Here is a 12,669-nt window from a genome sequence, read left to right on the forward strand (position 1 = left end):
AGCCTCCTTCACATACTATCCAACCTGAATTACTTCGAAGAAACAGACATTACCAATGTGTCACCCGCTACACTTGCTGACGCATCAGTATATTCTACAGTTCTTTCTGCACTATTCGTAATTACTACTGGTGTAATAATGCTTGGCACTTTATCTTTGATAAAATCCCAATCCACTGTCATTAGTTTTTGTCCTGTAGAAACTACATCACCTTCATTTACAAATACAGTAAATCCTTCACCCTTTAGTGTGACTGTTTCCAAACCAACGTGAATTAGCACTTCGGTATCGTCCTTTGTCCGAATACCTATCGCATGCTTTGTTTTAGAGATTAATACAACTGTCCCATCAATCGGCGCTACTACATCTCCTCCTGTTGGCATAATTGCTACTCCCTCACCCATCATTTTTTGACTGAAAACTGGATCTGGAACTTGTTCTAGGGGAATCACTTGACCAGATAGTGGTGAGAATACTTGTACTTTATTTTTTTTCATGAATTTAGCAAACATTAGTAGAACTCCTTTGTATAAAGATATTATGGAAATTGTCTTATTAAAATATATTGCTCCATGAGACCTAAAAGAACATAAAAAGGCATGGGGTAATGGAAAAGAATAATAGTATTATTCCCTCACAGTTTACCACCATGCCTGAAAATTTCAGTAACATGTGACCAATATGCGTATTTATAATCCGATAATATCATCCAGAGATCCAAAAAGCAACGTAAATTTAAATAATTGAAAGCTGTTTAAATTGCTTAAATATCAATAAAGAAAAGTTCTTCCTTTTTCTGAAATCTTGTGAGCAAGGTGAATTGTTGAAACTACTAGTTCTGCATAGGTTACTTCTTTTTTAGGATTGAATACTCCTTTTTCCGCCTCCAATAATTCTAATGAATTAGCGAGTGCGACATAACCTAATAATTCCTTTTGTACTTTATCAGCATCTGTAAAAGGAAGTTTATAAATAGTCGAATTTTTGGCAGCCTGTTCGAGACCTAATGCACGAATATACCAAACTGCTAGCTGTTCTTTACTTACCGGCTCATCTATCGCAAAACTCTTTGTATCGGCTTTTAGAATTCCCATATCCACAGCACGCTCGACCGACTGGTATAGTGGATGCTTAGGATTGATATTGTCAAATGATTGTTTCTGATTGTCCTGCTCAGGATAATAATAGCCATCATACATATAAGTAAGTGATTTCATCATTACTTTTAGCGCTTCTCCCTTGGAAATAGCAGCATCTCCGTCAAACTGTTTTGGATCTTTGACATCAAGGATTTTTGCATTTATAAAATAATTTAGTTCCTCTTGTGCCCAAGGATGGGAAATAACAGTTGTATTGTTCTCTCCATTAAGCACTTGCCACTCACCTGTTAAAGCATCTAAAGTACTAAAAGATTTCTCATTAAATAATTGAGAGTAAACTAGGTCATAGTGGTTATTTTCCTCTTTTTGATTGGATTTCATATAGTTAAGTCTTAAACTCAATGCCTTAGTTATTATTTCCTTCGCTTCTTTTTCTGATATTGCTTTTTCTGGTGATGGCCAACTCTTCACCTCTTGATAATTAACATAAAGATTATTTAGTGAACCATCCTTCGCCACTCCGACATTAATAGAATCACCCGAAACCACAACTCCATTTACAACTCTCGGGAAATTAAACATAAAGCTTCCCTGCATTTCATCCATATATGCTACTTCTGTAGGTTTTGCATAGTTATGAAGGTAAGATGGAATCCACTTTTTCATATGTTCCACTGCTTTTTCAAGCGCTTGTTTTTCGGAAAGAGGCTTCGCTTCACTTGGCTTCTCACCCATCTGTGCTAAGATCTCACTCTTCATATTATAGTACTGGATTACTTCACCTGTTTGTTTGTCTATCTCTATACTTGCTCCAGTACCGCCATTTGGAAAATTATACATATATTGAACACTAATAACTTCCTGTCCGTTATAATTAGTCATTTCTCTGATAGAGTCGATGTTCAACTTAACATTTTTCAAATCTATTTTCAGTAATTTCTCGGACATTTTCTTTGCTTCTTCTACAGTGATCCCATTCTTATAGTTGGCTGGGAGCTGCTTGGAAGAAAGCAGCGAAATGGTTGATTTTTTAGGGAAATCTACTGAGTATCCTTTGGAAGTTAAGTATTTTCCAGAAGAAGCATGAACACCAAGTAAATTTGGTGACGGTTGATATACTAGTCGTACATGTCGTTCACCAGTTTGGTAATCTGTTTCTACTTGATATTGCTTTTCCACATATATATTTTCTTTTACCTTTTTTAATACGCCATCTTTCGCTTTAACTTTTTTCACGTCATCAAAAGTGGATGCTTTGTTAGTTTCTGGATTTCTATAAAAGCCAACAATTTCACCGTTTCCTAGAACGGAAACTTCAATTCGTTGGTCAGTAACAGAAACTTTGTTTTTCAAACGAGTGTAGGAAAATGAATATCGTATTGGTTCCGTTAATATCTGATTTGGATAATAGCCATAAGAATCCGTCTCTAATTGATATTCTCCGCCGTCTAGATATTTTTTCATAAAATCTCCGGCTATCTTTTGCGCTTCCACTTTAGAAACTTTAGCTGGAAAAAGCGCTTCTGTTACAGTGGCAGGTTGATAAGAGAAGTTTTCTATTTGTAAATCTTTACCTACAAACGAAACATTGCCATATAACTGTTTTCCATCGATTGTTTTTGTGAAGTATAGATCATAACGCATTGTCTCGTCACCAGGAAAATAATAACCACCGTTCATCTGGAAATCGGAATTCTTCAAGAAATCGAATTGCTTTGGAAATAGACCTCGAAACTTTTTGATCAAATCCTCTTTAGTAAAAACATTGTCTGTTGATGCTGCTTGAATTTGTACAGGGGGTTGTTCTTTCAGAGTAGTAGTTGCATGGACGTTCGCTGAAAAAAGTCCGATTGATAGTGCAGAAGCGCCTAGTATGATACCAACATATTTAAAACTCATAAAAAAATCTCTCCTTCTTTTGCAGTCTTTGAAGTCTATGATTGCAAGATAGAGAAAATACCAATAATTTGGTATGGAATCTAATTATTAAAGTCAATGCCCTTTGTTATTTCAGACCATTTTTTGACAATAAACGAAGTCGGTATGAATTCATCGCTGTTTCTCCAAGTTGATCGAGCAAATTATAGTTAGCAAAAGCTCCTACCATCGCTCCTATTCCAGGTAGTAATTGGAGCATTTTCACTAGATCAATATAATCCCGATATTCCTGTTGGAAATCTCGCCAATCCATCTCGCCAATTAAGCTCTTTTGTTGCTCCCAGTGCTCCATAATTTCTAGCGTTTCTTTTCTTTTTTCCTCACTAGAAAAAGCTAAAAGGAATATATGCAATATATATAACCTTTCCTCGTATTCATCCGTGTCGAATCCATAAATCGCCGCTGCTTCAAAGAGAAACTTCATCTTAATTGATAATAGTAGCGGGAAGTCAGCGAGTCCAAGGAGTATACCTCCTGCTCCTGTCCCTGCTCCTTCTACTACAGCAGTTTTTCGGAACGTAGTAAGTTTTTCCTGTAAAAGTTCATCTCGCTCCTGAAGGTTAAGTTCCAGTGGTAGCCTTTTTTTCATTTTTATATTTGACCCAACAAGCGTCACCTTTACCATATTCTTAATACTTTCCGTTATCACTTGATGGACCTTTTCAGGAATAAGTCCGTTAACCTTTGTTTGTACATTCTTAGACGTACGACCTATTAATCCCGTTCGTTTCGTCATCTTCCTTTTCCAAAGAAATAGTTCCTCTTCAACTTTCCATCTATACGTATCCATCAGTTCTAACCCCTTGTCTTTTACTATTATTATTCATTTTATCTTATTATAGCTATATTAAAATTAGCCCCTAGATATGGTTGTATCTCCGCCTGAAGATGTATATAAAAAACATGATACCTATTGTGTTAGGTATCATGCTTTAAAGTTACAAGTATTTATCTTTTTTTCTTTTTAGCAAAGTTATTTTTCTCTAGCTTGATATATGCTGCCGATACATTTTCAAACTCTTCGTCGCTTTCCATCATGACAAAGTTTTTGTCTTCATCTAACCGGAAAAAGAAAATACCTATATCTTCTTCTGAATCTTCTTGTATATCCTCTAGGAAAATGACTGCAACATATTCCATCTGTTCTACAGTCAAATATCCTACAACTTTCATTTCTTGTTCTTGGTTATTTTCATCTAACACTTTAAATGTACTGCCAATATCTAGTTTACCTTCATTTTGTAACATTCCATTTACCTCCTACCAAAGCTATCCTACTACTAATTGAAAAAAAGAGGAGATTATCCTCTCTTTTCTAGTTTTTCTATTCTTCGTCTTCTACTGCTTCTTCAGCTTCAAGAAATGCTGCAGATACTTTTTCAAATTCTTCATCTGTTTCGATTTCCGCTAAGTCCTCACCTTCAACTACTTGGAAAAAGAATACATCCATGTCTTCGTCGGTTTCTTCTTGCGTATCCTCCGCAAATGCAACTGCTGCATATTCTTTTTCTTCAATTGTTAAAAGCCCGATTACTTCGATCTCTTGTTCGCGATCCTCTTCATCTAATACCGTTAGGATTTCTCCTACTTCAATACTACCCATTTTTTCTTCCATTTCAAATTCCTCCTATTAATATCACGTATTCTTTCTAGTATTCACTACCCAATACAACTTGCATTTACACAAAACTTATATGATTTGTTTATCCATATAGTATTTCACATACATATGGTTTTATTCGTGGATCCATGCATATTCAAATCATCTCATATTCACGTGTCTTTAGCAAAATCCTACTCCTTTTCAAATTATACGCTTGATGTAACATAAAATACCTTAACTTGTTTTTGCATCCTGTAAAATCCATTCTACCGCGCTTATAAGATCCGGAAATACAGCATCCGCGATAGGGTCACTTTTCCCTAGAAAAACTCCTTTTGTTCCGGCTTTTTTCCCAGCAATAATATCTGTGTCCGTATCCCCTACCATATAGGATTTGGACAAATCCACATTATACTTTTTACCCAGATCTACTATTAACTTACTGTTTGGCTTTCGACATGCACAACCAGACTTTGGCTTATGCGGACAGTACACTACCTCATGAATAGTAGCACCTTCCTTTTTTAAAACTGCAATCATATGGTCATGGATTCTTTGCAGCTGGGACTCCTTCATAAACCCCAATCCTACTCCTCCTTGATTGGTAACGACAAATATATGATCGAAGGAAGCGTTCAATTTCTTAATAGCTTCAGGGACCCCTTGTAAAAAGTATAGCTGCTCTGGTTTGTTCACAAATTTAACTCGCTCCGTGAGCACCTCATTGATTACACCATCCCGATCCAAGAAAACTGCAGTCTTCATGTGAAACACACCCTTGTTTAAGATTTAAATAGTCACTTTAGTTGTTCCCCAAACTGACTTTATTATTTAATATTAAACTTTGCTCTCTTCTCGGTAAATCATCGTAATCGATGTCCCTGATATGCCGTAGTCTACAAAACCTAGCTGCCGATAAATATGAACTGCGCTTCTGTTATAAGGGTCAACACTTAAGGAGAGCGTTTTAAATCCATCCACTGCAGCCTGTTCGATTATCTTTTTCATAAGTAAAGTGCCTACTCCTAATCCTCTTGCTTCTTTCATAACTGCGATTCCTAATTCCGGAGTTTGATTGTCTACATAGCCATATCCCATATTAGATTCATCAAAAAGTCTATACCAAACTGCTCCTACTGCTCTATTATTGGCATCCGTTGCTATTAATGCTACATCTCCTTTTCTTCCCCAATCTTCATAATACTTTTTTATTGAAGGGGAGTTTAATAGCTTTGCTTTATCTTTTACATCCTCCGGCATATAAATCGATTCATATAGCATATCCTTCAAGAATTCCAGTTCCTTATTCTCCATATTTTTAATGATCCACATGGTTTTTCACCTCATATTTAAGCCTATTGTTTAATTCAACAAATGAGTAATTATTCCTTCAGGTATATTGAGTAAGTACAAAAATAGTTGAAAATCAACATTCGCTGACTTTCAACTCTATTTTCATTTCATATATTTTTGTACTAATTCATAACAGCGTTCCTTCGTCAGCTGTGCCTGTGTAGATACGTATATAGTAGCTTCCATTGTTCCACCTGTAAAAACAGAGGACTCATCTTTAGCCTTTTGATCTCTTTGTTTAATCCAATTTCGCTGTTCCACTTTTAAACTACTCATTTCATCTGCAGACAGCTGTTTTTTCAATACACCATAGATCTCGTTTAAAGCTGCATCCCATTTATTTAAAATTTTTGACTTTGCTTCGTTCATCTCGGTTTGTGTACCATTGTTGTATTGATTGTTTAAATCACCTAGACTATTTTCAATGTCATTTAGCTGCTTTAAATATTTATCTTTTGTTACGGAGAGATTTACAGTTTCTGTTTTTTCTTTAGTTACAGGTTTTTCCTGGACTACTGGCTTATTCTTATTTTCCTCCACTACATTATTATCTTTATCTTCTTCAACAATAGTAGTCTCTTCTACATCACTTTCTTCACCCTCTTCATTTGGCTCGTCTATTACCGTCTCGCTTCCTAGCTTATCGGTTTCTGTAGCCGGTTCTGTCTCCTCATTATTGCATCCTACCAATAGCATCATTGGCATTAAAAGAACTAGTAAATTCTTCACGCTATTCCTCCTGTTATATGCCTATTAAACCGAACTTTTTATAGTTAGTATTTATTAGACGTCGAACAAGAGTAAAAAGTTTGCAAAATTCTTTTATTAGTCGGCATTATATTTATTTTGGACATCGACTTCATTCCAGCTCATTAGCCTATAGTTCTAAATAATCTACTAATGAAAATAACAAACCAAGGATAATTATGGTCATTCCAAAACTGCTACCTGCTTCACCTGGTTTCAATACGAACGCAACTCCAAATAATATCATCGCAATACCTATTCCTATAACTCTTGTGTAAATTTTTCCATTCGTTATTTTTCGATTGCTAAGTACATTAGCACCGAGTACACATAACGTTATCCCGTAAAAGGTCAGCATAATATTTCCTGTTTTCTCGAATTGATTAATTGTGATATTTATAAACAATGCTCCAAATAATATGGATAATATTCCAATTATAGTTCTCATAAGACCTCCTTATTCCATCATTTTCCTGATGAAAAACCTTCTAACAACCTTCCCCCATGAGGTTCCATCGCTGCCTCTACTAAACAAATTACTCTGCTTTTATCGCCGGTTGTGTAATATGTATCAAACGCTTCAACAAATTGATTGGCGAAGTCTTCATCAAATGCTTTTAAAGAGCGAACAATCCATTTAGAAGTTCCTATCCAACGTTGGTTAGTTCTAAGAACAAATTCGCTTGTAAGTTCTGCTAATGTGTTTGCGATGAATATTCCTTCTGCTCTATTAGAGCCTCCTATAAAATCATCTAATGTATCTGTAAGAAAATACCGTTTGATTTGTATAGTTTTCTCGGTCCATTTTTCTGGTCCTTCCTTTAAAAGTTCCTCCGCTTCTTTTTTTATAGCTTCTATAATCCCATCGTCTCTTAAAATAATTCCCTCTGACACCATTCGAGGGAGAGAAGGTTGTGCACGCTCTCGATCACTGTCAAAAAACGACTTATAGGAGCTTCCATTATGTACAAACACTTCAATTGGCCACTCGAATTCTATAAATGTCTCTCGATAGGAAGAAGGAAAGGTTTCATCAAAAATTACAATGTCTAAATCAGACGTTTCGGTCGCCTCTCCCCGAATGACACTCCCTGCTAACAAGGCCCCATTACAATTTGGAAAATACTTATGTACAAATTTTTGAGCTCCTTCTACAGGATTATTTTTATTCATACCTCTCGCCCCCATCCCTCTAATAATTTCTATAGTAACGAGGAAATACCTTCATCATTTTGGAAATGGATAAAATAAAAAACCATTTTAACTCTGATCATCCAATTCGAAGTTTAGTCCTTTCATCTAAAACAAAAGTCCTGTTTATTTTTTATTAAGTCATACCCTTACACCTGTTTTTTAAAAATTCAAACAAAAAATAGGTTTATATTTTCATATTACTTCTCGTTTTAATATAATTAGTAAATATAGGAATTTGAAAATATAAATTGTATATCCACGTTAGGAGGATTTTCATATGCGTAAGAACAATAAAGTCTTGGCAATTAGTATAGGCATAACAGTTATGCTAGGAGGATGCAACATGGAAACTGATAATACAAAAGGTACTCAAGCGAAAACTGAAACAGAAGAACAACCAGTCCAAGATCAAGAGATTGCTATGAACACAGAAAATCTAGTTAGCATTCAGGATTATAACGGGGAAGGCTACGCGTTAAAAAATGGTGAAGAAACAGATAAGATTGCAGAAACTAACCGCGAGGATATTGAAGTTGCGGTTAAAAAATTCTTTAGCGATAAATATAAAACGGAAGTAATTGTGCATAATCTGGTAGGTGCTGCCGACGGTGTTTCGGTATTTGTAGAATCAGTAGGTGAACCACATTTTCACGCTTTTGCAATAGTACCAATTGATGTGAAAGGTAAAACAGTGAAAACGGATAGTGTTTGGTCACAAGAAGGTCAAGTAGAAGATGCTTTATCGGGTGGATTATATGCAATGGCGTATGAAAAAGAAATGAGTAATTTGGATACCTTTGTAAATCAAGTAATTACGAATTATCCTGTTATAGGTAAAAATATAGAGGCAGTAAACAATACCGACTCTGGTTACTCTACCCCCTATTACTATATTAGTGTGTTCGATGATGTCTTCAATGAGCTTAACAACTTGTATTTAAAGAACCAAAATATTAGTAAAGAAGAGTTGAGAAAAACACTAGATGAAAGTAAATTTAATCCAGATGCAGTTAACGTAACTCTTAACTTTTTCATGAAGGAAGCCAACACTGACCCTGACGAGGAAGCTTACGATGAGATATATAATAAGATTAAAACTACAGACGGGTTACCAAGAGGCTCCTATGCTTTGATATTAAATGACAATTTAATTAATAGTAAATATGGCTCTGGTTCAAAACCAAACACTCTAAATAAAAACGTGTTGAATCAGATTATGAAGGAATAGGAGTTGATCACCTATGACCACTATTAAGAATGTATCAAACACAAACGACAAGGATTTGGTCGAGCTTGCGGGATATCACGCATACAGGCATTATCTTGTTTACCAAAGTATACAAGTTAATGGAAAAAAATTTGATGTAATAGACACAAGATATGATTCTTCCTCTGGTTTAGATGCATTAACTATACAAAATTTTGAAACGAAAGAGCTATCGATTGTATTTGTAGGTAGTGAACAATTAGATAAGGACTGGCTCGAAACGAATACTACGTTAATCGGCAAAGTTCCACCACAGCAAATTTTAGATGCCAAAACATATTATCAGCAAATGAATGATAAATATGGACCAATTTCTTCGGTCTCCGGAAATTCACTAGCCGGTGCCTTAACAAATGCAGTTGCAATGGAGAATCCTAAGGTGAAAGCAGTAACGCTTAATCCTGCTATTCTTCCTTTTGGAATGGTCGACTCTAGTAAAGAATATCCCAATATTACAAATTACTATAGTAAGTACGATTTTCTTACCGGGACAGAGGAATCTCTTGGTTTAGGCGATCGAATTCCTGGAAATAAATATGGCATAAACAATGGTGTTCCTCTTTTTTCAATGCTTGGTTCTAATCACACAGGCTACGTAGAAGCCGATGAGAATGGTGAATTTAAAATTGAAGTTGGGATAAAGGGTCAGCCAGGGCATGGATTTATTTACATTGGTGCAGATGATCATATCGTCACAAGCCTTTGGACTGGTTCCCCTTTATATGGCGGTCAAACAGAAAAAATTGTTTTAAACAAAGAGAATATGCTACTACTATCAAACGGTATTCAAGATCAGGTAAAAGGCAGAATTACGAATGTACAAAGCTATCTAAACAATTCCGTAAGCATTGTATTAGATGAAAGTATGCAGTTTAGCAATCGCGTAACTGTCTTACAACAAACCTTTCAAACTATGTTTGATGAAGCTGCCGGTGATCCTTTATACAACGGCATCTCCAACACGGGGACGATTCTTAAAGGGTGTATCGACTATTTAATTTCTCTATTAGACTCTGCAGAATCTAAATGCAGAATACTAAATTCTATCCTGAACTCTAAGCCTGCAGAAATAATAGAATTTATCACTTCGATAAATATTGATGTAGAGAGCCTCTTTGCTCCTGCAAGAGAATATTTAAATCAGTTAAAAGATGATGTCGATAACTTAGTGAATGGTGCTCAAATAATCATCCAAACACACATACCCGAGCTTTTTAAAGGTGGCAAGGATATGTTTGTAGATGCAATAGTGGGTGAACTAAATGCGCATTACTCAATCGTTCACAAGAACAAAGAGGCTGTTTATAACCAATTAACAAACTATGAAACCCAAGTTAAGGATATTGCTACTTCCATGTTTAACAAGGATCAAAACCTAGGAAGTTCTATCCAATCAGGAAAATCTCTTGCAGATGGTGTAGATACTATACAAAAAACGGAAATCATGAATATTGATACTTCTCCATATTTGACAATTGGGATGAAAATAAAAGAAATTCAAGTGGAGCTAGCCCATAAACAAATTACATCATTAGTAACTACTATAGTACACCCAATTGTTGACAGAATTTATACTGTTGCTCTAATGATTGAAAGTGCAGTATCCGCTATAATTTTTTCGGTAAAGGCAGCTTTAAATGTCGGACTCTATGGTAATCCAATTAGCTTACTTATAAGTATATTTACGGATTATGAGGAAAAAGTAAAAGCAGCAGTAAATAATGCATTAGTTCCATTAGAAGAGATAGAAACAATAGCAGAAACCGTTCGTATGGGATCAGGTAGTCTATCAGCTAACCTTCCTGAAATGCTTCAAAATTTTAAGCCTTATCTAGATACTGCTATTTTCGAACCTGGGAAATTTGATGATGTTCGTCTCTATAACATTTCGACGTTAGCTATTTTAGACGAAATGGAACTACTTTTTAATGATATTATTTTTCAATTATCCGGCGAAAAAGCTAAAGCTATTGAAGCAACTTTAGAAATATCCAAAAATGTCTTAAACAATATTCAACTATTAAAGGAGCAAGTTAATCGCGGCACGCTCTAGATACGTAAATAATATAGAAAAAGGTGAGCTCAATTGATCTCACCTTTCGTATACTAATTATTTTTTCTTTTGTTAGACGGGTTTTTGTTAATCTTATTTGTGATCTTATTTTTGGATATCTCCACAAATTCTTCTGAAAACTCCTCGTCTGGATTATTCGTAGGATTTTTGTACAGCTCATAACTATTATGCGTTCTCATATTAGTTGTTTTATTGTTATTTTTACTCATGAATATTCACCTCCTAGAGTCTAATTTGCTCTGAACAGAAGTGAATATTCTTCCATAGAAAATAATCGTACAACTAGCTCGCTTTAAACCAGGTAATAATTTATTTGAACTCTTCCCCAGTTACTTTGTTACAGTCCCATAAATATCTTCTGCTGCATGAAATCCATCCTTAATAACAGTACTCTCAAGATTAGCTAAATCTACTGCAATCGGAGGTAACAAAACAGATGGTACTTCTTTCTTACCGTTATTAATTTGTTGGTCGGCCGTTACAATTTCTCCCTTTGCCATGGAAACTGCAATTTCAGCTACTTTGTTGGAAAGTATTTGTATAGGCTTATAAACAGTCATTGTTTGTGTTCCAACTACAATTCTTTGAACACCAGCGAGATCTGCATCTTGTCCCGCTACTGGTATTTGACTAATTAGTCCATGATTCTGGAGTGCTTGAATGGCACCGCCAGCTGTAGCATCGTTTGCAGCAATCACTGCATCAATTTGACCATTCGAATTACGAATAGCTTGTTCCATATTGGCCTGGGCATTTGCAGGAGTCCAATCTTTCGTCCATTGGTCATAGACAACGTGAATATCTCCACTTTCTATAAATGGTTGCAACACCTTAAATACACCTTTTTTTAAAAGATGTGCATTATTATCCGTGATGGCTCCTCCTATAAAGACATAATTCCCCTTTGGAACAAGTGCCGTCATAGCCTCCGCTTGCATTTTACCAACTTGTTCATTATCAAACGAAATGTACATATCGACCTCTGCATTTTTAACTAGACGATCATAAGCAATTACTTGAATTCCCGCAAGATGTGCTTTATGGACGATTGCTGCTGTAGCTGCCGCATTATGAGGTACGATTACCAATAGATCGATACCACTTTGAATAAGTGTCTCTGCTTGTGAAATCTGTAACGCATCGTCACCATTTGCAGCAACAATCTCTACTTCTGCTCCTAGATTTTCTACAGCCTCTTTAAACAATTCACGGTCTTTTAGCCAACGCTCCTCTAGCAATGTATCCATGGAAAAACCAATTCTAACAGGCTCTTCCTCTTTAACAACTGGACTATGTTCCGGCTCTTGAGTTTTAGTTACAGAATTATCCGTGCAGGCAAAAAGAAACATGGTCATTCCGAAAAGACAAACGGTCATAAACTTACTTTTCATCT

14 protein-coding genes are annotated in these 12,669 nt (G+C 35.6%); 2 read left to right on the forward strand and 12 right to left on the reverse strand.

Annotated features, from left to right (window positions below):
* Positions 1 to 29 precede the first annotated feature (29 nt).
* From MKX39_RS15660 to MKX39_RS15705, 10 genes are all read right to left on the reverse strand, one after another.
* Positions 30 to 512: a PTS sugar transporter subunit IIA gene (locus tag MKX39_RS15660; protein WP_093538315.1), complete on the reverse strand. Its 483-nt coding sequence runs from the start codon at positions 510 to 512 to the stop codon at positions 30 to 32.
* A gap of 258 nt (positions 513 to 770) precedes the next feature.
* Positions 771 to 2,999 carry a YcdB/YcdC domain-containing protein gene (locus tag MKX39_RS15665; RefSeq protein WP_340770319.1) on the reverse strand — a complete coding sequence of 743 codons (2,229 nt, stop codon included), beginning with the start codon at positions 2,997 to 2,999 and terminating at the stop codon, positions 771 to 773.
* A 106-nt stretch (positions 3,000 to 3,105) separates the two neighbouring features.
* Positions 3,106 to 3,828, reverse strand: a complete 723-nt coding sequence (locus MKX39_RS15670; protein ID WP_340770322.1) for an EcsC family protein — start codon at positions 3,826 to 3,828, stop codon at positions 3,106 to 3,108.
* 158 nt (positions 3,829 to 3,986) lie between these two features.
* The gene (locus MKX39_RS15675) at positions 3,987 to 4,286 is read right to left on the reverse strand and encodes a DUF1292 domain-containing protein (protein ID WP_093538312.1); all 300 of its coding nucleotides are present in this window, start codon (positions 4,284 to 4,286) and stop codon (positions 3,987 to 3,989) included.
* A gap of 76 nt (positions 4,287 to 4,362) precedes the next feature.
* Positions 4,363 to 4,641, reverse strand: a complete 279-nt coding sequence (locus MKX39_RS15680) for a DUF1292 domain-containing protein (RefSeq protein WP_093538360.1) — start codon at positions 4,639 to 4,641, stop codon at positions 4,363 to 4,365.
* A 234-nt stretch (positions 4,642 to 4,875) separates the two neighbouring features.
* Positions 4,876 to 5,406 carry a D-glycero-alpha-D-manno-heptose-1,7-bisphosphate 7-phosphatase gene (locus MKX39_RS15685; protein ID WP_093538311.1) on the reverse strand — a complete coding sequence of 177 codons (531 nt, stop codon included), beginning with the start codon at positions 5,404 to 5,406 and terminating at the stop codon, positions 4,876 to 4,878.
* 72 nt (positions 5,407 to 5,478) lie between these two features.
* Positions 5,479 to 5,973 (reverse strand): GNAT family N-acetyltransferase, encoded by a 495-nt coding sequence (locus MKX39_RS15690; protein WP_340770323.1) that lies wholly within the window; start codon positions 5,971 to 5,973, stop codon positions 5,479 to 5,481.
* Between the two features lie 123 nt (positions 5,974 to 6,096).
* The gene (locus MKX39_RS15695; protein ID WP_340770325.1) at positions 6,097 to 6,723 is read right to left on the reverse strand and encodes a lysozyme inhibitor LprI family protein; all 627 of its coding nucleotides are present in this window, start codon (positions 6,721 to 6,723) and stop codon (positions 6,097 to 6,099) included.
* A 148-nt stretch (positions 6,724 to 6,871) separates the two neighbouring features.
* Positions 6,872 to 7,189, reverse strand: a complete 318-nt coding sequence (locus tag MKX39_RS15700; RefSeq protein WP_340763528.1) for a hypothetical protein — start codon at positions 7,187 to 7,189, stop codon at positions 6,872 to 6,874.
* 17 nt (positions 7,190 to 7,206) lie between these two features.
* Positions 7,207 to 7,914, reverse strand: coding sequence for a nucleotidyltransferase domain-containing protein (locus MKX39_RS15705; protein WP_340770327.1), 708 nt, complete (start codon positions 7,912 to 7,914; stop codon positions 7,207 to 7,209).
* Positions 7,915 to 8,212: 298 nt separating this feature from the next.
* On the opposite strand from MKX39_RS15705, the gene MKX39_RS15710 reads away from it, so the two are divergent.
* Both MKX39_RS15710 and MKX39_RS15715 read left to right on the forward strand, forming a co-directional pair.
* Positions 8,213 to 9,163: a DUF1672 family protein gene (locus MKX39_RS15710; protein ID WP_340770329.1), complete on the forward strand. Its 951-nt coding sequence runs from the start codon at positions 8,213 to 8,215 to the stop codon at positions 9,161 to 9,163.
* A 13-nt stretch (positions 9,164 to 9,176) separates the two neighbouring features.
* Positions 9,177 to 11,255 carry an SA1320 family protein gene (locus MKX39_RS15715; protein ID WP_340770331.1) on the forward strand — a complete coding sequence of 693 codons (2,079 nt, stop codon included), beginning with the start codon at positions 9,177 to 9,179 and terminating at the stop codon, positions 11,253 to 11,255.
* A gap of 53 nt (positions 11,256 to 11,308) precedes the next feature.
* Here the strand turns inward: MKX39_RS15715 and MKX39_RS15720 are convergent, their stop codons facing one another.
* Both MKX39_RS15720 and MKX39_RS15725 read right to left on the reverse strand, forming a co-directional pair.
* On the reverse strand, positions 11,309 to 11,485 hold the full coding sequence (locus tag MKX39_RS15720; RefSeq protein WP_340770333.1) for a hypothetical protein: 177 nt from the start codon (positions 11,483 to 11,485) through the stop codon (positions 11,309 to 11,311).
* A gap of 120 nt (positions 11,486 to 11,605) precedes the next feature.
* The gene (locus MKX39_RS15725; protein ID WP_340770335.1) at positions 11,606 to 12,667 is read right to left on the reverse strand and encodes a sugar ABC transporter substrate-binding protein; all 1,062 of its coding nucleotides are present in this window, start codon (positions 12,665 to 12,667) and stop codon (positions 11,606 to 11,608) included.
* Positions 12,668 to 12,669: the final 2 nt, after the last annotated feature.

This window comes from Psychrobacillus sp. FSL K6-1464, assembly GCF_038003145.1.
Taxonomy (GTDB): domain Bacteria; phylum Bacillota; class Bacilli; order Bacillales_A; family Planococcaceae; genus Psychrobacillus; species Psychrobacillus psychrotolerans.